Below are 22,671 nucleotides of genomic sequence, written 5' to 3'. Positions count from 1 at the left end.
GGGTGGCACAGGGACTGATCCGCCGCGCCGACGTGGACCTCGTGCGCGAGCGCTCCCGCCTGGACGAGGTCGTCTCCGAGCACGTCACGCTGCGCACCGCCGGGATCGGCTCGATGAAGGGGCTGTGCCCCTTCCACGACGAGAAGACGCCCTCGTTCAACATCCGCCCCCAGCTCGGCCACTGGCACTGCTTCGGCTGCGGCGAGGGCGGGGACGTGATCTCCTTCGTCCAGAAGATCAACCACCTCAGCTTCGTCGAGGCGGTCGAGATGCTCGCCGGGCGCTACGGCGTCCAGCTGCACTACGAGGAGGGCGACGGCAAGGGCGGTGAGCGGCCCGACTTCGGGACCCGGCGCCGCCTCCTGGACGCCCACTCGATCGCGGAGGAGTTCTACCGCGAGCAGCTCTCCGCCCCGATCGGCGAGATCGGGCGGCGCTTCCTCACCGAGCGCGGCTTCGACCAGGCCGCCGCCGAGCACTTCGGCGTCGGCTTCGCGCCCGAGGGCTGGGACTCGCTGAGCTCGGTGCTGCGCGGACGAGGCTTCACCGAGGAGGAGCTCACCGCCAGCGGCCTCGTCTCCCAGGGCCAGCGCGGCGTGTACGACCGCTTCCGCGGGCGGCTCGTGTGGCCGATCCGCGACATCACCGGCAAGACCATCGGCTTCGGGGCGCGGCGCCTGCTCGAGTCCGACCAGGGCCCCAAGTACCTCAACACCCCCGAGACCGCGATCTACCACAAGTCCTCCGTGCTCTACGGCCTCGACCTCGCCCGGAAGGAGATCGCCTCCCAGCACCGCGTGGTGGTCGTCGAGGGGTACACCGACGTGATGGCCGCGCACCTGGCCGGGGTCACCACCGCCGTCGCCGCCTGCGGCACGGCCTTCGGCGCCGAGCACGTGAAGATCGTCCGCCGCGTGATGGGTGACTCGAACCCGTCGGCCGGGCTGCGGCTGAACACCGACGGGAAGGGTCTGGCCGGAGAGGTCGTCTTCACCTTCGACGGCGACGCCGCCGGGCAGAAGGCCGCGCTGCGCGCCTTCGAGGAGGACCAGCGCTTCGTCGCCCAGACCTACGTCGCCGTCGAGCCGAACGGCCTGGACCCCTGCGACCTCAGGATCCAGCGCGGCGACGAGGCGGTGCGGGAGCTGATCGAGACCCGTCGGCCGCTGTTCGAGTTCGCGATCCGCACCGCCATCTCCCAGGTCGACCTCGACACCGTCGAGGGCCAGGTCACCGCGCTGCGGATGGCCGCGCCGGTCGTGGCGAGGATCCGGGACCGCGCGATGCGGCCCGAGTACGCGCGCCGGCTCGCCGGCTGGCTCGGCATGGAGGAGCGGACCGTGCTGCGCGCCGTGCACGACGCCGCCCGCACCGAGGGCGGCGGCGGGCACCGCGCCCACGAGGTGCCGCCCGAGCGGGCGGGGGAGCGGCCCGGCGCCCCGGCGATCGAGGACGACGGCGGCGCCCTGCCGATCCCGCGCCTGGCCGACGTGGTCAGCCCCCGCGACCCGGTGGGCCAGGTCGAGACCCAGTCGCTGGCCGTGATGCTGCAGGCCCCGCACCTGCTGGACGCGGAGCGTGTGGCCGCCCTGCCGGACGACTCCTTCCACGTCCCTGCTCTGCAGGGGGTGTGGGACGTGATGCTGGCCGCGGGTACGCTCCTGGACGCCGTGGGCGGGCAGCTGCCCGCCGCGCGCTATCTGGAGCAGGTCCTCGAGATCGCCGGCGAGACGGTGCGGCCGCTCATCGTGGAGATCGCGAACCTCGACCTGCCGGCCCGCAGCGAGGAGGCGCTGGGACGGCTCGGCGTCTCGCTCCTGGACCGGCTGAGCGAGCTGTCGATCACGCGCGAGTACTCCGTGCTCAAGCAGCGTCTCCAGCGCACCGATCCCTCCGACGCGGAGCGCTACCAGCAGATCATGGCGCGTCTGACCGAGGTGCAGATCAAGCGTCGGTCGCTGCGGGCCCCGTCGGACTGACGGCACCGCTCGAGGCGGCTCGTCTCGCCCGGGGTCCGCGCTCGCGCGTCGCCTCGCGGTGCTCGCTGTCCGTCGCGTCGTCGGGGCCGGCGGTCAGCAGATCGGCGGCGGAGCGCCAGCGCGTGCCGGGCCTGCGCGCCGCGGGGAGGCGGGAGGGCTCTCGGCAGGGTGTCCGGACCGCGCGGACCTCCGACGCCGGCAGGACGCTACGATCCTGGGATGGACCAAGGTGGCGGCGCCCAAAAGTCGCGACGGGAGGGGACCGCGCATCCGGTCGCGGCCGGCGCAGCGGATGAGGCGCCCGACGCCGACGCGTCGGGCGAGTGGACGGAGAAGCCCGGGGAAGTGGCGAGGGGCGAGCATCCCGACGGCTACTGGTACCCCGAGCACGACTCCGCGATCGACCTGCTCGCGGCGCTGCGCACCTACCAGGCCGCACACGGCGACATGCGCCGTCGGACGAGCGCCGGGATGGACATGAACATGACCGACCTGGCCGCGCTGCGCCATGCCATCGCGCACGAGCGGCACGAGGAGCCGCTGACCCCTCTGGGCCTGGCGCGGCTGCTCAGAATCTCCGGCGCCTCCAGCTCGAAGCTGCTGGACCGTCTCACCGCTTCGGGGCATCTGCAGCGGGTCCCGAACCCGGATGATCGCCGCTCGAGCGTCGTCGTCGCGACCGACCAGGGGCACACGCAGGTCCGGGAGCGCCTGGACGGTCTGCACGCGCGCATGCGGGAGGCGGCGGCGCAGGTGCCCGAGGAGGTACGCGGTGAGGTCGCCGCCTTCCTCCGCCGCATCGCGGCGGTGCTCGATGCCGAGAGCACCTCCGACGCGCCGCTCCCCTCGGTCGAGCGGTCATCTGCGGCCCCAGCCCCGCACAGACGATGACCCCGCCGGTGACGGCGAGGCCTCGGACAACCCTGTCGGGCGTGCCGTGTCACAGCGCCTCCTCCTGCACCCGGGGCACGGTGCGGCCGCGGCGTCCCAGGGGGCGCTGCCCAGCATGGCGTCCCGCCGAGCGTGCACCGTGCCGCGGCATTGCTCCACGCATCCATAGCTCGGCGATGTAGCGTGAGGGGAGCCGATGTGATCGGGTGGCCCACCGCCCGCTCCGGAATCGAGGAGTCGCCGTGAGGATCGAGACCCGCTACCACCTCGAGCATCCCCGGAACGAGGTGAACGCCTGGCTGGAGAGGCCCGGAGCACTCACACGGCTCACCCCGCCGGGGCTCGCCACGGCCGAGGACGCCGCCGAGGGCGGCACCGATCAGGGCCGTCTCGTCAGCGTGCGCCTCGGCCCGATGCTGCTCCCGCAGCCGCTGCGCCCCCGCTGGCTGCTGCGCCACGCCGATGCGTCGGCGCCCTTCGACTTCGCCGACCAGCAGGTGCGCGGCCCCTGGCGCACCTGGCGGCACGAGCACGCGGTCGAGCAGAGCCGCTCCGGCGCCGCGGTGCACGACCGCCTCGAAGTCGAGCTGCCGCGGCGCCTCGAGCGATGGGAGCCCCGTGTCGGGGAGCTGGTGCGCGGGGTGCTGGACTTCCGCGCCCGCCAGCTGCGCGAGGACCTCGCCTTCCACGCGGCGCGAACCGAGCGGCGCCCGCTCACCGTCGCGATCGCCGGGTCCTCGGGGCTGATCGGCAGCCAGCTGACGGCGCTGCTCCGCACCGGCGGGCACACGGTCAGGCCGCTGGTGCGGCGCGCCGCGACGGCGCCGGGTGAGATCTCCTGGGACCCGCAGGGAGGGCGGCTCGACCCCGCGGACCTCGAGGGCGTGGACGTCGTGGTCAACCTCGGCGGCCGCTCGATCGCGACGCGGTGGACCGCCTCGGCACGGGCGGAGATCCGCGCCTCCCGCCTCACGGGGACCGCGCTCCTCGCCCGCACCCTAGCCGGTATGTCCGACGGGCCGACGACCCTCGTGCAGGCCTCCGCCATCGGGTACTACGGGCCGCGCCGGCCGGGGGAGGAGCTGGTCGAGGACTCCGGCCCGGGGGACGGCTTCCTCGCCGAGGTGGTGAGTGACTGGGAGGCCGCGACGGCCCCGGCGCGCGAGGCAGGACTGCGGGTGGCGATGCTGCGCACGGGCCTTGTGCTCAGCGACGGCGGCGGATCGCTGCTGCCGCAGCTGCCGCTGTTCCTCGCAGGCGTGGGCGGGCGGCTCACCGCGCGGGACGCGGCCGTCTCCTGGATCTCGCTGGACGACATGGTCCGGGCCTACGCCCACGTGATCCTCTCGAGCACGGCGGACGGGCCGCTGAACGCGGTCGCGCCGGGAACGGTCACCGCCGGCGAGTTCGCCAGGACCCTCGGGCGGGTGCTGCACCGCCCCGCTCTGCTGCCCGTCCCCGCCGCCGGACCGGCGCTCGTGCTCGGCCGCGCCGGGGCCGACGAGCTGATCCGCACCGACCAGGACGTCTCGGACGCCCGGCTGCGCAGGAGCGGCTTCGAGCCTGCTCACCCCGAGCTCGAGCACGCGCTGAGGCACCTGCTGCGGCAGATGCCCGCCGAGGGGGAGGAGTAGCCCAGGCGGGGCTTGAACCCGCGACCGACGGATTACGGAACGGGGTCCTCTGTCCCTGCAGGTCGCAACCCGATTCTGTGCTTCTGACCTGCAGTGATGGGCTGAAACCGACTCACGCTCCCTCTCCTCAGAACCGCCGATTTCACGGTGCTACACCGAATAAGTCGCTCTTAAATCGCTCCTCGTCCACGTGCTCCACGCCCGTTCCGGGCGGAGCGAGACGAAACGAATCGGGACCCTCAGGCTACCCCGGGAACCCCCGGGGACCGAGCCGGTCGGGGGAGTGCGCGTCCGGTGGCCACGGTGACACGTCGGTCCTCCGGAGGGGCTTCGCGACACGTTCCGTGAACCCCCGCCCACTGTCGCGGAGCACAAGGGCCGAACCACGGCCCCGCCACACCGGAGGTCCTGATGCCCCGCAAGCCCGCCGTCCACGATGTCGTCACCCTCGACGAACTGATGATCCCCCACGACGTCGCCGACGTCCTCGGCATCTCCGCCCGCACCCTCGCGAACTGGCGCAGCCTCAGCATGGGACCCGACTACGTCAAGGTGGGCGGCCGCGTCCGCTACCGCGTCTCCAGTGTCAACAACTGGGTCGCCCGCCAGGAACACAAGAGCGCCGTCTGAACACCGCCACTGAACTCCGTGAGGCTCCTCGAGCTCCGGACCGGACGAAGGGGAAAGCATGAGCCGAGCCATCCAGCCACGCCCATCCCTGCCGACACCGGTCCGGCTCGAGGACGCCCGCAGCGTCGGCGCCCTCCTCGCCGGCAGCCGGTCCGCCGAGACCCGACGCTCCTACGCCTCCGCCATGCGCACCTTTACCACCTGGTGCCAAGGGCGGGGCTACTCAGCCGTTCCGACCGGACCCGAGGTTGTCGCGGCATACATCGCGTACAGAGCAGAGCACGTCGCTCACGCGACGATCGTCCGGGACGTCGCCGCTATCTCCGCCACCCACCTCGACCAAGGGCTCGAGGACCCCACCGCCCACCACGGCATCCGCCAAGCACTCCGCTCCGTCAGCAGAACCCTCGGCACTGCGCCATCCCGCCGAGCAACACCAGTGACGACCACCCTGATGCGGCAGATCATCGACGTCATGCACGACCTCGACACCGCCACCGGTCTGCGCGACCGCGCGATCCTGCTGCTCGGACTCGCCGCGGCCCTTCGCCGAAGCGAGCTCGCAGCACTCGCCACGAACGACATCACTCGCCACGACGGCGGCCTGTTGCTCCGAATCCGCCGCTCGAAGACCGACCAGACCGGACACGGCGACCTCATCGGCATCCCACTCGGAACCCATCCCGAGACCTGCCCCGTCCACGCCCTCCAGGCGTGGCTCGACGCCAGCGGCCGGCGACTCGGAGACGGGCGCCCAATGTTCTCCCGAATCCACCACCACGCCCGCATCGCCGACACCGCACTTTCGGACCGCTCCATCGCACGGATCATCCAAGCCCGAGCATCCGCTGCCGACATCAGCGGAGACAATGACACCCATGCCGTCGGGGCCACGCGCTCCTGGGTGTCCGGACACTCCCTTCGGGCAGGGCACGCGACCTCCGCCGCGGAACAAGGCGTCGACCCGATGACCATCTCCCGCACTACCAGGCACCGACGCCTCGACTCGCTGGCCCGGTACGTGCGTCCCGCCAGTGCCCTCGACGACTCCACGGCAGGCAAGATCGGCCTGTGAACGCACTGCGGCCCGGCACCCCAAGAGTGGGATGCCGGGCCGCAGTGGACGAGACCGGAGTCAGTTCGCCTTCGCGTACGCCTCGCGGATCTCCGCGGGGATCCGGCCGCGCTCGGAGACCTCGTAGCCGTTCTCGCTGGCCCACTCGCGGATCTTCTTCGCGTCACCCGACGGGGCGGCACCGCGCTTCGCGCGACCGCCGGTGCGGCGAGCGAGGGCGGTCCACTTCTCGAGGTCGGAACGCAGCTGGGCCGCGTTCTCGTCGTTCAGGTCGATCTCGTAGGCGACGCCGTCGAGCCCGAAAGTGACGGTGCTCGTGGCGTCGGTGCCGTCGATGTCGTCGACGAGGAGAACTTGGGTCTTGCGGGCCATGGTACCTCCAAAGATCGTTGTAATGGCGGCGACAGTATATGCACACTTCCTATTCGCGGCGTCAGGCTTTTCTTGTCAGTTGTTGATTCGGTAGTCCGAGAACAGGGTGCGGGAGATCGTCAGGATCTCGTTCATGTGCGATCCGACCTCCCGTCGACTCGCGGGCTCGGTCACCCCCAGATCCTCCACGAGCTCCTTGCGGGTCGGGAATTCACCCTCCCGGTGGCGGGCGAAGAATGCCCGCGCCACACTCGCCATCAACACCGGCGTCCGCGTCCGTGCGCGAGCCCGCACAGGCCCCCGCTCGGCATCACGGCGCACGCATTCCGCGATCACCGAACGAACCCTCTGATCTCGCTCCCGCGCCCCCGCATCGGGCACATCCCTGCAGGCCATGCGATCATCCGTGTACAGGGACGGGTCCTCGAGCGGGACTGCGCGGAGACTGCCGAGGCTCTTCACGGTGATCAGCACGGACTGACGTGCGGCGTCCTTCCGTGTCGCGCGCATCCTCGTGTTGTGGAAGTCGACGAGCTCCCCCTCCGCAGGCGGCCGTCCATGCTCCGCCTCGAACAGATCCCGGGAACGCTTGACGAGCTTCGCCCGACGATCATGGGAACTATCGCCCGGCACTCCTGCGGTCCCGTTCAGGAGTCCTTTGCGACGATCCTCACGGATCCAGTACCGCGTCTCGGCCTCGAGGATCGCCGGCAGGTTCCGGGAGTAGTTGAACACCGGACTGGTCCCGGGCCCGTCCTTGGCCAGCCACCGCGTCGACAGCATTCGCATCAGTGCGTCACCGAAATAGGAGAACACGATGTCCTTATCCCGGTAATCAAGATGCGAGATGTGCTGCGCCCGCTTCAACACGCGACCGATCTCCACCTCGTGCGTGAACAGGAACCCATCCAGCAGCGCCCGCCGCTCCTCCTGGGTGCGGGCGTGGAGGATCTGGCACATCTCCGCCTTCCACGGCGTCTCCAGCGTGTCCCGATCGCATTCGCAGCGGCGAGGGTGCGCAGCCCGGGCTCGGAACCTCGCCGCAGAGTCCAGCAGCAGCGCCGTCATCGCAGATCCTCCCTAGTCAGTGGGGCGGGCGCGAACGGGAACCCCGGCCAGACCCTCAGGTCCTGGGCGTCGTGGATCAGGCCGTAGGCGATGAACGCATCCAGCACCGCTAGCAGGCGACGCCCTCGCGCCTGCTCATCGAGGATGAACGCGAGGGTGACGTGCCCGGTGGCGGTCCGAGACTCCGTCGCGTCCAGAATCGCCAACACCTGGGCGATGACCCTGCGGGCACGAGTGGCACCGATGCCGGGGCCGGCGGTGATGATCTGGTCCAGGCGCAGACGCATCAGATGCTTCTCCCCGGACGCGGCGGCCGCGATGATCGCCTCCCACGGCGTCACGGTCCCGTCGGTGATCAGCTGCAACAGCTCACCGCGTGCCGCGTTCGCGACGCGCCGCTCCGCGATCAGGAGGCTCATATCGATCTCGTCTGTCGAAGGCTCAGACATCACGGATCTCCCAGACCGCGCGGACGGCTGCCGATTCGAGCGAGGGAGCGACGGTCAGGGCCCGGATCGCGCGCGTCGTCGACACCCGGTCCGAGGGATGGAGCTGGTTGTACCGGGCGATGATCGCTTCGAGCCCGGCACCGATGCCGAGGGACCGTGCGACCCTGCGGACCCGCGGCCCGACCTGGGGGTCACCGATCGCGACCCGCACCTGATCGGCGAGGTCTCGGCGGATCTGGGTGGTGAGGTAGCGGATCGGGTCGACGTTCCGTGTCGTGGCCGGGTCCAGGCACCGGTCCAGGGAGCGGAGGATCCGACTGTCCGGCCCCGAGGTTCCGTAGATGACGTGGGTGACGACCTGGTCGAGCTGCTGATCATCGAGGAGCGCCGCCGCCGTCTCGTGATCGTCGATGCCCGTGATCTCCCGGCAGAGGGACGCCGCGACCCGGTGCACGTTCTCGTGGGCGAACTGCTCGAGGTGCGTCAGCATCGACCAGCGCGCGAGCTCACCCGCCTCCTCGAACCCCTCGAGCGCCCGGGTTGCTTCGTAGGCGGAGAGGACGGGTGCCCGGTGGGCGGGCCACATCGCCTCCGACGGCCGACCCAGCTCCGACGCCCGTCCCTCGGTCAGGTCGATGACGCCGTCCAGGTGCGTGCCGGCCGCCTCCACGGTCCAGCCTGTCGAGACCGGTGACGTGCAGGCGGGGTCGGCGGCGTGGAGGGGCCCGTCGTGCCAGGCGATCGTCGCCGGCAGGGTCCCGGTGCGGGCCTGCTTGTGCCCGCCGACGCCTGGGACGGGGCGGATCCACATGGTCGGCGGCAGTGCATGCAACCGCACCCGGTGACGGGGGCGAGGCTGCTCGGTGGCGGAGCGAGCCCAGATCATGTGGTCCAGCAGCGTGCACAGCTGCTCCGAGGTCGCATGCGTCATCGGCGCGCCCAACGCTTCCACCACGGCATGCCCGAACGGACGGTGGCCGGGTCGCGGAGATCGAACTCCGGATCCCCGGTGACCGAGTGGAGGATGTCCACGACGGGGCCGTACAGGGTCGGGACCGCGTAGGGGATGCGCCGGGCGACGAGGTCGTCGTAGATCCGGTCATCGAAGTGGATCGCGCCCTTCCACGACGAGTCCCGGCCCAGCAGCTGCGGCAGCCGCCCATAGTCGGTGATCGAGGGCCGCACCTTGTTCGCGAGCGTCATCATGCGTGCACCGTCCGCACCCCGCTGACGCAGGGATTCCATCGCGACGAGGAGGTTCTCGACGCCGGGGGTGGTGAGCTCGCAGATCCCGACCCCGTACCCGCCCCGTGCCAGCAGCGGCGCGATCAGCCGGTCGATCACCCCCGTCGTGTCGACGCCCTCGGTGATCTGGGTATCGATGACGACGAGGTCGAACCGCTCCCGCGCGATCTGGAGGACCTCGTTGTAGTGCTCGGCCGTGACCGCCGCGATCTCCAGGCCCACGTCGGTGCTGGCTTTGACGGGCCGGGGTGCTTGGACGAACGAGAACGCGAGATGGTCGCCCTTCCCGTCCCGGGCAGCGTTGAGCTGGTCGGGGGAGAGGATCGCGGAGGCGGGGTCGCCGATCATGATCGCGTCGTAGATCGAGGGCAGGTCCGTGGACCGGATCCGTAGGTACAGGCCCAGATCGCCCTGTGCCCGGTTCGCATCGATCAGGCACACCGATGTCCCGCCGATCTCCGCGGCGGCCTGTGCGAGGGCCAGGGCGAGGGTCGACTTGCCCTCCCCGCCCTTGCCGGAGAAGCAGACGATCACCTCGGCCGGGGCGGTGCTGCGCCGGGCACGACGGGTGGCACTGGCCCGGGTCACGTCATCCAGCGCCGTGTCCGCGTCGACATCGCCCTCGAGCTCCAGGCTCCGGGGACCGTCCGGGAGGTCGGTGAAGAGCTCCTCGTCGACGAGATCGAGCGGGGCACCCGGAGCGGCGGTCGGCGCCGAAACCGTCTCGGCGGCGAAGGTCGGCAGGGCGATACGACGTCTGCCCGGCAGGATCGGGGCTTTCTCGGCTGGTGCCGGATCGGCGCGATGGCTGCCCGTGACGGGAACGGGGGTGGGGGAGTGGAACCCGTCGAACTCCTCCTCATCGTCCGCCTCGTCGGCGACAGGCTGGACTTCGGGCGTCTCGGGGGCGGTGCTGGAGTCCTCGAGCCAGTCCGAGAGCGTCGACGTTGACGCGACCGGTTCCGGGGCCGGCGCGGGGGCGGGCGTGCCAAGTCCGGGGGGCTCGTCGTCGGTCAGCCAGTCGACGACCGGCTCGACGGTTGCCTCCTCGGCGGCGGGCGGCGTCACCGTGGAGGTGTCGGGCAGTGTCTCGGGGATCGTCCCATCCGCGGCCACCCAGATGCCCTGCAGCGCCGGGTCGAGGTCCCGGAATCCGAGCGCCCCCAGATACTCACCGAGGCTCGACGTGAGCGGGATCGACGCCCGGGTCTCGCCCAGGATCGGCTCGGGCCCGCGGACGATCACCACCGGCGCCGTATCCGGCAGCCGCGCGATCAGCTGCTCCAGCCCGATCTGCCGGTGATCCTCGACCAGGACCGGCAGCGCCGCATCGGCCGCAGCATCCCGGATCCGCCGCGACGTCTCAGGGAACCCGTCGCCGGAGACGACGTCGAAACCGAAGCCCTCCAGCGCGCTTTGCACATGGGGCAGTCCGATGACTGCAAGTGAGTTGCTCATGCTAGTTATATGCCAAGGTGCGGTGAATCAAGTGCGTTCGGCTTCGTTTCCCCAGGCAGACGTGGAACGATGAACGAATGCAGTTCGAGCGGACGACGGGCGGAATCATGGAGATCACACGCGAGGAAGCCACTTCGCGCCGACGCACCTTCGCCCAGTGGGCCGCGACCACTCACGACCCCCTCGTCCCCATGACGACCCGCGTCGACATCGACCGCCGCTTCCGCGAATGGACCCGCCGCACCCCCGTCTTCACCATCGCGTGGGCCACCGGCGTCACCGCCACGATCCTCGACACCCTGCCGCCCTCGGACCCCTGGCGCGCACCTCACCCCGGGTTCGGCACGTTCCGCGACGGCAGCGATGTCATCTACGTTCCCGAGGACGACAACGAGTGGGATCGCGACCGGCTGCTCCTGGACCTCGGACTCGTCGCGATCGTCGACCCGATGCCGCCCGGCGCCGCCCGCGTCATGGCAGCCTGCGCCGCCAGCAGCGAAGACGGACAGTTCGCCCTCACGCAGCTCCGCGACAGCACCGAGCAGCGCCGCGACGCAGTCACCGCCGACATCGCCCAGTCGATCGTTCTCTGGTCGCTATGGCGCCGGCGCAGCTACTGCGGCAACGACGACTCGTTCCCGCTGTCGATGATGTACGGCTGGCTCTCCTACGCCTCCGCCGTCGAAGACGGACGCCCCGTCCCTCACGAGATCATCGACCCCGACATCTTCACCGCCGCACTCACCGACGAGGACTACCTCCCCGCCACAGGCACTGGGGACGGGCCCAACAACGCGTGAACGTCGCCCGTCACGTGGGCTCCCTGCTGTCCAGGGCATGTCGGTGGCCGAGTGAGGTCTGGAAACGGATCAGGTAGCCGTCGGGATCCGTGACGAGGAACTGCCTCACGCCGGCTTCTTCGCGGCCACTGATCCGGTACCACTTCTCCTCGGGCGCCATGAAGAGCGGGTGGCCGGCGTCGTCCAGGGCGGAGAGGATCGGGTCGAGCGCGTCGACGGTGATCTGGAAGTTGATACCGCGCCCGAGCGGTGGCTCCAGCGGACCGGTGATCCAGTTCCGGCCGACGCCGCGCTGTTCGAGCATGAGGTGCGCGGAGCCGCGGGTGATGTACGCGAACCCTTCCTCGGGGCGCTCGTACGCGATCTGGAAGCCGCAGAGTCCGCACCAGAACGCGAGGCTCGACGGGGTGTTGGCGACGAGCAGTTCGGGGACGAGAGCGGGATCCAGGGACGGTGAGTTCACGTGCTCATGGTGCCAGCCGGACCCCGTCTGCGACCCCCGGATGGTTGCTCTGGGGCTCCGCGTCGAGGGCGAGATTCGGTCCGTGGCGGCCGGCGGGAGCATCGAGTGGGGAGCGCTCAGCGCCCGAATCGGCAGACATTTCCCTTAAGAGGTTATATCGGGGAACGTGGGATATGTGGGCGAGTGCGGACTGACCTGTGCGTTTCACGGTGGCACTACGGTGGCACAGGCTTCGGCGGTCAGTGCCGAGAAACCCGGCCCGACCTGCACGTACGGGCGAGTTTGCAGCCTGTCGCGAAATGTTGGCACTCTCGCGCAAACGCGGGGTGACCTGCGCGAACGACTGGACGTCGCTCGACATGCCATTTTTGGCGATCGGCAGACATTTCCCTTAAGAGGTTATATCCCGAAACGTGGGATATGTGGGCGAACCCGGGCTGACCTGCACGTTTCACGGTGGCAGTCCGGTGGCACCGCCTTCGACGTACGGAGCCTAAAACCCGGCGCGACCTGTACAAACAGTCCGATCCGGCTGGATCCCCGAATGTTGGCGCTCCCGAGCGAACATGGGGTGACCTGCGACGATGTGATCCGCTCCCGAAGTGGCCTCGAGCGGCTCGTCAGGCGTGATCCGCGTACCCAGGCACGCCCTCGTTGGCACTGTGTAACCAGAGCCCTTCGCGAAACCGCAGGTCAAGGTGGCATTGCCAACGCCGCCAACCGAGCGCCAACGGCGATGGGTCGACATACGTGCAGGTCAGACCCCGATTGACACCAAATCCCACATCGCGCGGTGAAACTATATACGTATAGGGAATCTGGGCTGATATATGTACCCCATATATATCTCTCTTTCTCTATACGTATATAGTTAGTTATGTAGGATAGGGGTGTAAACGCGAACTGACCTGCAGTGTTGGCGGGTGGAGAGCGTTGGCATGGGGGTGGAGAAAGCCGCCGATTGTGTAGATGACCTGCACGAACGCTCCGGAGTCCCATGTTGGCACTGGCCGATCTGGCCGTGAGCGTCCCGCGAGAGCGGATCCCCGCCCACTGCGGCGCGCATGAACACCCCGGATCCGCGCGCTCAGGCCCAGCACCCCGCCGATCAGGACGCCCACGCCCACCCCGCAGAGCAGACACCCGCCGTCACCGACGCGAGCGACGACGCCGCGTTCGACGACGACGACGGGCTCTCCGTCGCCGACATCGACACCGCGATCACGACCTTGCGAGAGCAGCCGTTCCCCGCCACGCAGTACCCCGGCTCCATCGGCGACGTGTCCGTCGCGAAACTGCGATCCTCGATCATCGCGCCACTCGTCGCCCAAGCCCGCGGCTACCGCACCATCGCCGGGACCGACGACGCGAAGGACTCCCTGCGCCGCTTCGGCTTCGACGGCCGACGCAACCCCGGCCGGCACCTGCTCAGCCTCGCCCGACAAGGCGCGTGGATGGAGATCCCGTACTTCAAGATGGATTCCATCGCCCGCAGCGAACCGATCCTCGGCACCCTCCAACTGCGCCCCGAGAACGACCCGCCGGAGGGATCCTCCTGGGCGAAATACATGTTCCTCGCCGGTGCCGGCACCGCGATCGATGCCCACCCCGCCACACCCCCGGCCTGGTTCAACGACCCTGCCATCCCGATCCTGTTCACCGAAGGCGTCGTCAAAGCCGACTCGGTCCTCACCGCGATCCTCCGCGACGCCGGCGTCACCAGCGACACCCTGCGCACCGCCGTCGGCGCCACCGACCCCCTCGCCAAGCTCCGCAGCCTGCTCGAGGGCCTCCCGTCCGCGAAGCGGATCCTGGTCCTCGCGATCCCCGGCGTGCAGTCCTGGCGCCGCAACGACGAATGGAACACCGTCTCGATGCGGGACCGGGACGCGATCATCTGCTTCGACGGCGACATCGCCCGCAACGCCGCCGTCTGGGACGCCGCCTACGGCCTCATGGACTTCCTGACCAAGCGCAACGTCGCCACCACTCACCTGATCGACCTGTCCCCGCGAGGCGACGAGACCGTGGACCCCAAACGGGGGATCGACGACTTCCTCGCCTACTCCGGCCGGTGGGCCGACGCCCTGGACCTCCAGATCACGGACCTGCCCGAGCGGCCCGTGGACGATACCGGCGAGAAGGGCCAGACCCGCGTCGCCCAGGACGGGTTCGCGATCGAGATCTGCACCGTCCGCCCAGACCCCTCCGGCGGCCCCGACCTGAAGTCCTGGCAGAAGATCGACGACCTCGGAGGACGCCTGGTCAGCTTCGAAGAGTTCCGCCTCCCGACCGCGGACGAGCTCGACGGGGGACGGATCATCCCCGGCGCCGTCTCCCGCACCGAACGCCAAGTCGTCGTCGCCGTCCAGTGGCGCACCGCCGACGGACTCGTGGACTCTGCGACGATCCGCGGACCCAAGGCGATGCTCGACGAAGATCCCGCGAAGTGGGAGACCCGCTACGGCGCCGACATCCCCACCAAGGTGTCCGCCCTCCCGTCGTGGCCGCCCCGCTCCGGGATCAACTTCACCCGCGCCATCAAGGACTACCGCGCCTCCGAGACCACCGATGACGTGCTCTGGGGCTGCCAGGGCTGGGTCCCCACCAAGGACGGGATCCCCTCGTTCATCGCCGGACGGCAGGTGATCGGGCCCGCCGGTGAGGGGGATGAGCGGGCCCAGGCCGGCCTGACCGCCGACGAGTTCGCGACCATCGACGACTTCGGCGTCATCGACCAGGCCATGGACCCTGCCCAGCAGCGGGACCTGCTGCGCCGCATCGTGGACGCGTACACGTCACCGGACACGTTCGTCGACCCCAGGTTCGGGATGGTGGCACTGCTGGCAGGGGTCCGTCCGATCGTGCCGATCACCCCGCACAGCGTCTTGTACATCGTCGGCGGGCGCCGCTCCGGGAAGTCCTGGCTCGCCTCGATGATCCAAGGGTTCTGGGCATCCCGCGGCGGGGCGTGGAGTGCGGAGCGCCTGCCCGGCAGTGCGATGGACACGCGGGCGTGGATGGAGAACTCGGTGTCGAAGTCGATGATGTGGGTGATCGATGACTTCGCCCCGAACTCGGATCAGCGGCAGTGGGAGAAGCAGACCAGCGACCTCGAGGCGATGGTCCGTTCCGCGTTCAACGGCACCGGGAAGGGCCGCATGACCGCGGACATGAAGACCCGCGTGCAGAACCCGCCGCGCGCGTTCGTGGTCGTCACAGCGGAGAACGAGCTGCAGATCGACTCGGTGAGGGACCGGATGCTGACGCTGTATTCCGACGGAGGGGGAGGGTTCATCAACTCGACCACGGTCGACCCCCTCGCGACCTTGAACGGGATGCTGGCCGAGGGGGATCAGGCGCGTCTGTCGGCGCAGATGCTGCGCTGGATGGGGTCCTGGTCCGCGCGTGCCGGGTACCCGGCGGTGCGGGACACGTTCATCCTGGAGCGGGATGACTCGGCGCGGGATGCGAGGAGGCACGTGGAGGCGGCGCTCGGCAGCAAGGTCAACGCCACCCGGCATTCGCAGATCATGTCCGAGTACCTCCTCAGCGTCGCGCTGCTCGAGCAGTACGCGATCGGACTCGACATGGATGAGCCGTTCCTCGCCCGGATTGAGGCGATGCGGGAGGATCTCGCGGAGCTGACCGTGGACCTTTCCCGCACCCAGCAGCGGCGCACCGCCGGGCACGCCCTCGTCGATGCGCTGCGGTATCTGCTGGAGAGCCAGAAGGGGTACGTCGAGTCGGTGGTCCCGAAGGATGTGGGGTCGGCGCCGACGAACGAGCCGAGCCTGAACTTGCGGCTCGGATGGCCGGCGGGCCGGGATCCGCGCGGGGAGCTGCTCGGCCGGTACGTCGCGAACGCGCGGGGCAAGGGCCGGGACGTGATCGTGTTCAACCGGGATGCGTTCCAGGTCGCCCGACAGCAGGCGAGGCATCTGATCCCGACCGGGCAGACTGCTCGGACGAGCTGGCAGGCGGTCTGGCACGAGGGACTGGTCGCCGAGGGGATCTGGGAGCCGCGGCTCCGGGACGGGCTGCGGACCGGGGATGTGGAGACCCGTATCGGCGGAGACCGGGTGCGTGGGGTGCCGATCGATCTGGCGATCTTGTTCGACGACGAGTGAGCGCTCAGTGAGTTGTCGGTGACGATCACTGAGCAGGCAGTGACGCGTGATAGCGCCCGTCCTGCCAGGAGAGGCAATCGCCCACTGTCACCGGGTCCACGAACGCATTGGAGGGAGCAGGCATGGTCTCGACACTGACCCGCCAGGGCCTGCACCTCGATGCGGCCGACCTCGGCAAGGTGCGGCGCAGCGCGCTGTCCGCGTCGACCGCGAGGGCGCTCACGCACAACTGCGCGGCCGGGTACGCGTTCGGGAAGCTCACGGGAGAGACGGCCCCGGACCCGTTTGCCGCGACGACCCAGGGCACTGCCGTGCATGCGGTGCTGGAGGAGCTGTACAACCTCCCGGCGGGGAAGCGGACCAGGCGGCGGGCGGCGAACATCCTGCTGTCGATGGTCGCCCAGTGGCGCCATGACAAGTACCCGCAGCTGAATGATCCGGTGACGCGGCAGCTGTTCATCGCGGACGTGATCGGGAAGTACCAGGGCATCTTCGAGATCGAGGATCCCCGCGACACCGATGTCGTCGCAACGGAGTGGCCGCTGGCCGGGATCGAGCTCGGGGGAGTGCCGTTCATCGGCTACGTCGACGTCACCCAGCGCGTCACCGCCCGGGGCCGGACCGGGCTCCGACCCGTCGATCACAAGACCAGCAACCGGATCCCGGACAAGCGGAAGCTCGAGCTGTACGGCGATGACCACGGCGACCAGATCCGCCTCTACGCCGCCGGACTCCGGAAGATCCAGGACGAGCCCGTCATCGAGGGCCGGATCAACTACACCCGCCACGGGAAGTCCCGCATCGTCGCCGTCTCCGTGAAGAGGGTCGCGCAGACCGTCGGGGAGTTCGCTCGGGCGTGGGACATCCACAACGGGATGGTCGAGCAGGCGATGTTCCCGACGAAGACGGGGCCGCTGTGCGGGTGGTGCCCGCTGGTGCAGCTCTGCCCTGCCGCGCAGGCGACGAAGTTCAACACGGATCGGACGGACTCACAGACCGCGCTCTGCGCGACGGATCTGATCGCCATCGACCCCGCAGCGCCGTCCCGTGAGGCGGGGGTGTCGCCCACTTCGACGGTGTCCCCGGGAGAGCCGGGGAAGAGCACGAACCAAGCGTGGGAGGGACTGATCATGGCCGAGCATGTACTCGCCGAGGACAAGCCGTGGGAGGAGATCGTGGGCGGGAAGCTCAACGGCGCCAGCTACGCGGCGACCGGCTACTTCGGCATCTCCAGCCTCGCCTACGAACTGCTGGGCAGGCACGACGTCCCGATCCAGCGGATCGCCGTGGACGCGATGACGAACGTGCTCGCCGCGATCGTCACCGACGTCCAGGACGGCCTGTCCGGCTCGACCTCGTTCCAGGAGGGCACCAACACGCGCCTCCGCGGCGTGCTCCGCACCGTGCTGGAGTCCGTGCCGCCGCCGTTCGGGGAGGACGCCTCGACGTGGGAGACGTGGATCAAGATGACCACCGGCCACACCCGCTCCATCGCCGCCGCCGCCGTCCGTCTCGCCGGCACCGACGACATCACGCCCGACCTCGACACGCTCGCATCCATCGCCCCGCTCCGGAAGAAGGACTGACCCATGACTGACCATGTCCAGATCATCATGGCCGCCCATGACCGGGTCGCGAAGCTCGAGACGACCGACGACGGGCTCGTGAAGGTCCCCGGGATCGAGCGGGCCGTGCCCCGCCAGGTCGCAGTGTCCAAGGCGATCCGTGAACTCGTCGCCGAACTGTCCGAGGGCTCCACCTCGTGGAAGCTGATCGACCGCCTCACCGGCACGGCCGACGGCCTCGAGCTGAAGCGGTTCGTCGGCACGATCGTGAAGGTGACCCGGGAGAAGACGTCCACACGGGGAAAGGTGCTGCTGTACACGGGCACGAAGAAGGAGGTCGACGGCGCCGAGGCGGGGCACGAGTTCGTGCGCACCGAACGGACCGACGACCCGGAGGGGCTGATGCTCGCCTCCGAGGCGAAGGCCCTGATCGGTCACCGGGTCCTGCTGTGGGTGGTGCTGGAGCCGTGGGCAAACAACGCGGACAAGAAGACCCGCGTGGTCCTGCACCTCATGGACCTCGGCGCCGACACCCACTTCGACGTCGCGAGTCAGTCCATCGCCGCCTGAAGCGAGGAGGTGCATCCGGGGGCCGCATCCATCCCACGACGGGGCGGGTGCGGCCCCTCCTCATGCCAGGCCGGACCGGTTCAGTGGGCGGGCGCTGATGAGAGGTGCGACGGGTCCGAAAACCACCGCCCACTCCCGATCCCGACACCGACCCGCAGCGTTCGTCAGGAGCTTTCATGAGTGAGCAGACCGTCCTCGACCCGCCCCTCCACACCGACCCGCCCGACGCTGAGACGCCGGCAGAGCGGAAGCCGCGCAAGCGCCGCGCCACCGGCGCGAAAGCTTCTGCGAAGCGGGGACGACCCACCGCCCGGACCGCGAAGGCCACCCTCCTCCGCATCGCGAGCAAGGCCGAAGAGATCGCCGAGACCGACGACGACACGCGGCTCCTCGCCGCGGAGCTCACCGGCGCCGAGACCCCCGGGATCGCCGACCTGACCACCACGATCATGTCCTCGAAGACGTCGCCGCTCGAGGCTGCGGTCGCGGACCTGACGATCATCCAGGCCGGGACCCTCCCCGAAGCCGTCGTGCATCTCGTCGGCATGTCGCAGCCGGAGCTGCAGGCCCTCACCCGGCTCGTCACAGCGTTCTCGACCCAGGACCTCCCCGGTCAGCTCCCGGCGAAGTCGACCGACGCGGCACTGATGCTGGTCGAACCGGTCCGGGCTGCAGTGATCGACGACGGTGCTCTGCAGCGCCTGATCCGCCTCCTCGCCAAGTGACCACAGCAGTCGAGCCGACGAACACGCAGTACTGACGGGAAGGGGTTTCGGGGATGGGGCACAGGAGACGTTCTCAGATCGCTGACCTGTACGACATGGCCGAGACGGTGCCGGACCCCGCCGCGCGGACCCGCGGGAAGCGTCGCTACCGGAACGCGCGCAGGGCCCTGTACGTCAGCATGATCCTCGCGCCGCTGAACGTGATCGGCCTGATCCTCATGTTCAGCATCGTTCTGAACGGCGCTCCGACCACTGGCCCTGCGAGCGCACAGATCACCGTCTCCGAGACCGGCCGGACCGAGGCTGAGCAGGCACTCGAGCAGTGGCTCGGCAGCGAGGAGTCGGTGTTCGCCGGCGCCGAGATCACGTCCTGGGACGGGACCAGCAACCACGAGACCGTGGAGGCGACCGAGCAGGATGTCGGCTATCAGCTGATGACGCACGACTTCACGATCCGCACCCCGAGCGGGGTCTACTACCGGGCCGCGGTCCGTACCGCCATCGCCCCCTCGAAAGGGGTGAAGGTGCTGGCGGCCCCGACGGTGACGCCCCTGCCGCCGAGCGCCGTCGCCGAGTGGGAACCGGCCGAACCGACTGACGGGTGGGAGGCTGCGAGTGCATCTGCCTCGATGACCGATGCGATCACCTCGTGGGCTGTAGCCCTGGCGGGTTCCCCGAATGAACTGAAGCTCGCCACCCGCGACGAAGACCCCGGCCACGTGTACTCGACCCTCACCGGCGTCGACGTCGACGGAGTGTCGGTGATCCAGGCGTTCTCGCCCGTCGGGAAGGACGGGGACCTGGATGCGTCGACGGTGGTCGCGACGGTGTCCGTCGAGCTCACCGACGCGGACACTGCTGAAGGGTCGGGGGACGGGGCGACGACGGTGCAGTACGACGTACTCGTCCGCGGCGCCGACACGGCAGCCCCCTACGTCACCGCCTGGGGATCGACCGGCACGGGCACCACCCTCACCGACCACCAGAACGCCGTCACCCTGACCGGCCAGGTCGACGACCCCGCCACTCGCACCCCGGATGCATCCGACGGTGGGGGAGAAACCGCCGAACCGACCGACGAGGGGGAGGAGTGACATGGCGACCACCCCCGCGAAGGACATCCAGCTCGAGGACTACCGGGTGCCGAAGATGCCCACCGCCACCAGGGTCCGCTACGGCGACGGCCGCGTCCTCCCCGTCGGCGGAGGACTGTGGCTGTACCGCAAGGCGCCACTCGCACCGGTGAAGGACGCGAAGACCCACGCCAAGGCCCTCGACGTCGGGGACCCGATCGCCGCCGCAATCGAAGAGCTCGCCGCCGAAACCCCGTACACGACCGCACGCCGCTCCATGGCCCGCGCCCGCTACCGCCCCTTCCACCTCCTCCTCGTGAACCTTCCCCGCCGCTACTCGCCCCCCGAAAGCTCCCGCCACGCCGACACCCTGCAGGACTGGTTCAGGGACGAGCGCACCCAGGACCGGCTCCTGCTCATGGGCACGAAGCTCAACGACGTCGTCGGCGGTGCAGACCGCACGATCAGCGATGTCATCGACTCGGTCGCCACCTCCATGACCACCTACGAGGTGCCGATGGGCGACTACCAGCAGGACCTCGACGACGTCAGCGACATGATGACCCGCTCCGGCTTCACGATCCCCACCCCACGGGACTTCCACCTCGCCGAATCCTGGTGGGCCGCCGGCGGCTCCACCGGCGCATCCCTGCTACCCCACGCCGACCACCTCCACGTGTTCCGGACCGTCGCCGGATCCCAGACCGCCGCTCGCCACGACGTCGAGAACTGCACCACCTGGCCCACCGGAATCGAAGGCCACCACGTCCTCCGCATGGGCTCCATCTACGGACTTGACCTCCCCTTCCAAGGCGCTGCGAACGCTCTCTCCACGTGGGCGACGACCCTCCTGGACCGGGGGGCGGTGATGGTGTCGATCCGGGGACTGATCGAACCGAGTCCCATCACGCGCAAGGAGCTGCGCCGGCAACGGGACCGCTACCTGCGTGACATCCGCAACGCGAGAGCCCAGGGCAAGCTCGACGACCAGCAGCAGGAGGAGATGGTCCAGACTCTCGAGCAGGTCGAAGGCGCGTACTCGACGGGGAAGGCGTTCCCGACCCTTGTGGAGACGAGCGTCGTCGCCGCGTTCACCGGCCAGGGGAAGAAGCGCCTCGACACTCTCGGCAACGGGACCGCGTTCGAGGTCGCCCCGATGGACAACCGCCAACCCCTCGCCCTCGCCGAATCCTGGATCGGCTCCCCGGTCCGCGCGAACCCGAACCTGATGGACCTCCCGTCCTCGGCCGTCGCTTACTCCGGGATCGCGTCGCTTGCTACCGTCGGTGACGCGTCCGGAGCGAACGTTGGCTTCACGCTGAGCGACCGGCAAGAAGCACTCATGAGCGCGACCGCGTCCTCGGACACGGACACCTACCCGGTGGGGTGTGTGGTTGGAAGCAGCGGTGCGGGAAAGTCGCAGTTCATGGCGTACACGGCGTACCAGTACGCGCTCGAAGGTCGTCCTGTCATCGTCATCGACCCGAAGAAGGACAGCGACTTCTCGGAGTCCTTCGGCGAGCACGGCACGACGTTCTCCCTCGACTCCTTCGCCGGGGACTCCGCCGGACTGGGTGGTGCCGGCGGCACGGGAGTGTTCGATCCGCTGCGGTTCTCGAAGACGCCCGGAGACGGGATCAACACGGCCGTCTCCATGCTCCACGCCGTGAACCTGTGGCCCCACTCGGTCCAGAACTTCGAAGCCGACCTGCAGGAGGCCCTGAAGTACGGTGTCGCTTGCGGCGCGAAAGCCATCGGCACCGCCCTCGAGACCGCACTGGTGGACGGGAAGGCGACCGCGGAGCTGGTCGATCCGATCCTCCGCCAGTCCAGGAACGACCCCCTGTTCGGCGCGATGGTCGGCCTGAGCGATGACGGGCACGTCCTCAGTGCCGCCGAGGGGATCACCTACATCAAGGTCGGCAACGCGAACCTCGAACTCCCACCCATGGGCGTCGACCAGACCACCCTCGGCCTCACGCAACGCGTCTCCTCGGCGCTGATCCGGATGATGGTGTTCGGCTCGGCAGAAGCGCTCCGTGGCCGTCGGGGCGTGCTGATGCTGGATGAGGCGTGGGTGTTCCTCGGTGCCGGGGCTGAGGAGATGGAGCGCCTGGGTAGGCTCGCGCGTTCCCTCGAGGTGTTCCCGATCCTGTTCACCCAGCGGATCTCCGACCTGATCGAAGCGAACCTCACCAATCACATCGCCCGCGGGATCATCCTCCACACGAAGGACCCCAAGGAGGCTGAGGCGGCGTTCCGCCTGTTCGGTGTCGAGCCGACTCCGGAACGGCTGCGGTTCACGACCGCACCGGAACGCATCGGGAAGGGGGGCGCGAACTTCGGCAGCCGCAAGCCCCTGTTCGAGTACGACGACAAGGACAACCGTGTCCGCCTCATCCGGGGAGCGATCGGCCTGTACTGCGACCTCGACGACCGCGCCGTTGACGTCGAGATCAAGATCCCGGCCGACTTCCTCGCCAAGTCCTCCACCAACGCGCTGGACCGGGCGCGCCGCGAGGGACGGGCCGTCATTTGAGGCAA

18 protein-coding genes are annotated in these 22,671 nt (G+C 69.5%); 12 read left to right on the top strand and 6 right to left on the bottom strand.

Features of this window, described 5'->3' with window-relative positions; all coding sequences use genetic code 11:
- The first annotated feature begins 2 nt into the window (after positions 1–2).
- From dnaG to L3K22_RS02965, 5 genes are all read left to right on the top strand, one after another.
- Entirely contained in the window at positions 3–1,979 is a 1,977-nt protein-coding gene (gene dnaG / locus L3K22_RS02985; protein ID WP_263310075.1) for a DNA primase, read from the top strand.
- 219 nt (positions 1,980–2,198) lie between these two features.
- A complete protein-coding gene (locus tag L3K22_RS02980; protein WP_263310074.1) occupies positions 2,199–2,870 on the top strand; it encodes a MarR family winged helix-turn-helix transcriptional regulator in 672 nt (223 codons plus the stop codon).
- A 242-nt stretch (positions 2,871–3,112) separates the two neighbouring features.
- Entirely contained in the window at positions 3,113–4,504 is a 1,392-nt protein-coding gene (locus L3K22_RS02975; RefSeq protein WP_263310073.1) for a TIGR01777 family oxidoreductase, read from the top strand.
- 411 nt (positions 4,505–4,915) lie between these two features.
- Complete coding sequence (locus L3K22_RS02970; RefSeq protein ID WP_263310072.1) at positions 4,916–5,134, top strand: helix-turn-helix transcriptional regulator; 219 nt, start codon at positions 4,916–4,918, stop codon at positions 5,132–5,134.
- A gap of 184 nt (positions 5,135–5,318) precedes the next feature.
- Positions 5,319–6,209 carry a tyrosine-type recombinase/integrase gene (locus L3K22_RS02965; RefSeq protein ID WP_263310071.1) on the top strand — a complete coding sequence of 297 codons (891 nt, stop codon included), beginning with the start codon at positions 5,319–5,321 and terminating at the stop codon, positions 6,207–6,209.
- Between the two features lie 60 nt (positions 6,210–6,269).
- Here L3K22_RS02965 and L3K22_RS02960 read toward each other — a convergent pair whose 3' ends face one another.
- The 5 genes from L3K22_RS02960 to L3K22_RS02940 form a co-directional block, all read right to left on the bottom strand.
- Positions 6,270–6,581: a histone-like nucleoid-structuring protein Lsr2 gene (locus L3K22_RS02960; RefSeq protein WP_263310070.1), complete on the bottom strand. Its 312-nt coding sequence runs from the start codon at positions 6,579–6,581 to the stop codon at positions 6,270–6,272.
- Positions 6,582–6,656: 75 nt separating this feature from the next.
- On the bottom strand, positions 6,657–7,649 hold the full coding sequence (locus tag L3K22_RS02955) for a hypothetical protein (protein ID WP_263310069.1): 993 nt from the start codon (positions 7,647–7,649) through the stop codon (positions 6,657–6,659).
- A complete protein-coding gene (locus tag L3K22_RS02950) occupies positions 7,646–8,068 on the bottom strand; it encodes a hypothetical protein (protein ID WP_263310068.1) in 423 nt (140 codons plus the stop codon). The genes L3K22_RS02955 and L3K22_RS02950 overlap by 4 nt, the downstream gene beginning before the upstream one ends.
- 22 nt (positions 8,069–8,090) lie before the next feature.
- The gene (locus tag L3K22_RS02945; protein WP_263310067.1) at positions 8,091–9,029 is read right to left on the bottom strand and encodes a hypothetical protein; all 939 of its coding nucleotides are present in this window, start codon (positions 9,027–9,029) and stop codon (positions 8,091–8,093) included.
- Complete coding sequence (locus L3K22_RS02940) at positions 9,026–10,801, bottom strand: nucleotide-binding protein (RefSeq protein WP_263310066.1); 1,776 nt, start codon at positions 10,799–10,801, stop codon at positions 9,026–9,028. The genes L3K22_RS02945 and L3K22_RS02940 overlap by 4 nt, the downstream gene beginning before the upstream one ends.
- A 77-nt stretch (positions 10,802–10,878) precedes the next feature.
- On the opposite strand from L3K22_RS02940, the gene L3K22_RS02935 reads away from it, so the two are divergent.
- Positions 10,879–11,601 (top strand): hypothetical protein, encoded by a 723-nt coding sequence (locus L3K22_RS02935; protein ID WP_263310065.1) that lies wholly within the window; start codon positions 10,879–10,881, stop codon positions 11,599–11,601.
- A 10-nt stretch (positions 11,602–11,611) separates the two neighbouring features.
- Here the strand turns inward: L3K22_RS02935 and L3K22_RS02930 are convergent, their stop codons facing one another.
- Positions 11,612–12,064, bottom strand: coding sequence for a bleomycin resistance protein (locus tag L3K22_RS02930; protein WP_263310064.1), 453 nt, complete (start codon positions 12,062–12,064; stop codon positions 11,612–11,614).
- 1,064 nt (positions 12,065–13,128) lie between these two features.
- On the opposite strand from L3K22_RS02930, the gene L3K22_RS02925 reads away from it, so the two are divergent.
- From L3K22_RS02925 to L3K22_RS02900, 6 genes are all read left to right on the top strand, one after another.
- Positions 13,129–16,194, top strand: coding sequence for a toprim domain-containing protein (locus tag L3K22_RS02925; RefSeq protein ID WP_263310063.1), 3,066 nt, complete (start codon positions 13,129–13,131; stop codon positions 16,192–16,194).
- A gap of 122 nt (positions 16,195–16,316) precedes the next feature.
- Positions 16,317–17,780, top strand: coding sequence for a RecB family exonuclease (locus L3K22_RS02920; RefSeq protein ID WP_263310062.1), 1,464 nt, complete (start codon positions 16,317–16,319; stop codon positions 17,778–17,780).
- A gap of 3 nt (positions 17,781–17,783) precedes the next feature.
- Positions 17,784–18,329 (top strand): hypothetical protein, encoded by a 546-nt coding sequence (locus L3K22_RS02915; RefSeq protein ID WP_263310061.1) that lies wholly within the window; start codon positions 17,784–17,786, stop codon positions 18,327–18,329.
- A 176-nt stretch (positions 18,330–18,505) separates the two neighbouring features.
- Positions 18,506–19,054 (top strand): hypothetical protein, encoded by a 549-nt coding sequence (locus tag L3K22_RS02910; protein WP_263310060.1) that lies wholly within the window; start codon positions 18,506–18,508, stop codon positions 19,052–19,054.
- A 53-nt stretch (positions 19,055–19,107) separates the two neighbouring features.
- The gene (locus L3K22_RS02905) at positions 19,108–20,148 is read left to right on the top strand and encodes a hypothetical protein (RefSeq protein WP_263310059.1); all 1,041 of its coding nucleotides are present in this window, start codon (positions 19,108–19,110) and stop codon (positions 20,146–20,148) included.
- A gap of 1 nt (position 20,149) precedes the next feature.
- Positions 20,150–22,666, top strand: a complete 2,517-nt coding sequence (locus tag L3K22_RS02900) for an ATP-binding protein (protein ID WP_263310058.1) — start codon at positions 20,150–20,152, stop codon at positions 22,664–22,666.
- Positions 22,667–22,671 lie beyond the last annotated feature (5 nt).

Source organism: Brachybacterium atlanticum (genome assembly GCF_025669985.1).
Lineage (GTDB): Bacteria > Actinomycetota > Actinomycetes > Actinomycetales > Dermabacteraceae > Brachybacterium > Brachybacterium conglomeratum.
The sequence above is the reverse complement of the archived record's forward strand: the minus strand, read 5'-3'. Positions and strand labels throughout refer to the sequence as shown.

Bases quoted from the DNA above. Each gene is read 5' to 3' on its own strand.
- L3K22_RS02980 (WP_263310074.1), top strand. From the start codon at position 2,199: ATGGACCAAGGTGGCGGCGCCCAAAAGTCGCGACGGGAGGGGACCGCG.
- L3K22_RS02910 (WP_263310060.1), top strand. From the start codon at position 18,506: ATGAGTGAGCAGACCGTCCTCGACCCGCCCCTCCACACCGACCCGCCC.
- L3K22_RS02965 (WP_263310071.1), top strand. From the start codon at position 5,319: ATGCGCACCTTTACCACCTGGTGCCAAGGGCGGGGCTACTCAGCCGTT.
- L3K22_RS02900 (WP_263310058.1), top strand. From the start codon at position 20,150: ATGGCGACCACCCCCGCGAAGGACATCCAGCTCGAGGACTACCGGGTG.
- L3K22_RS02970 (WP_263310072.1), top strand. From the start codon at position 4,916: ATGCCCCGCAAGCCCGCCGTCCACGATGTCGTCACCCTCGACGAACTG.
- L3K22_RS02915 (WP_263310061.1), top strand. From the start codon at position 17,784: ATGACTGACCATGTCCAGATCATCATGGCCGCCCATGACCGGGTCGCG.
- L3K22_RS02925 (WP_263310063.1), top strand. From the start codon at position 13,129: ATGAACACCCCGGATCCGCGCGCTCAGGCCCAGCACCCCGCCGATCAG.
- L3K22_RS02945 (WP_263310067.1), bottom strand. From the start codon at position 9,029: ATGACGCATGCGACCTCGGAGCAGCTGTGCACGCTGCTGGACCACATG.
- L3K22_RS02920 (WP_263310062.1), top strand. From the start codon at position 16,317: ATGGTCTCGACACTGACCCGCCAGGGCCTGCACCTCGATGCGGCCGAC.
- L3K22_RS02950 (WP_263310068.1), bottom strand. From the start codon at position 8,068: ATGAGCCTCCTGATCGCGGAGCGGCGCGTCGCGAACGCGGCACGCGGT.
- L3K22_RS02940 (WP_263310066.1), bottom strand. From the start codon at position 10,801: ATGAGCAACTCACTTGCAGTCATCGGACTGCCCCATGTGCAAAGCGCG.
- L3K22_RS02935 (WP_263310065.1), top strand. From the start codon at position 10,879: ATGCAGTTCGAGCGGACGACGGGCGGAATCATGGAGATCACACGCGAG.
- L3K22_RS02960 (WP_263310070.1), bottom strand. From the start codon at position 6,581: ATGGCCCGCAAGACCCAAGTTCTCCTCGTCGACGACATCGACGGCACC.
- L3K22_RS02955 (WP_263310069.1), bottom strand. From the start codon at position 7,649: ATGACGGCGCTGCTGCTGGACTCTGCGGCGAGGTTCCGAGCCCGGGCT.
- L3K22_RS02905 (WP_263310059.1), top strand. From the start codon at position 19,108: ATGGGGCACAGGAGACGTTCTCAGATCGCTGACCTGTACGACATGGCC.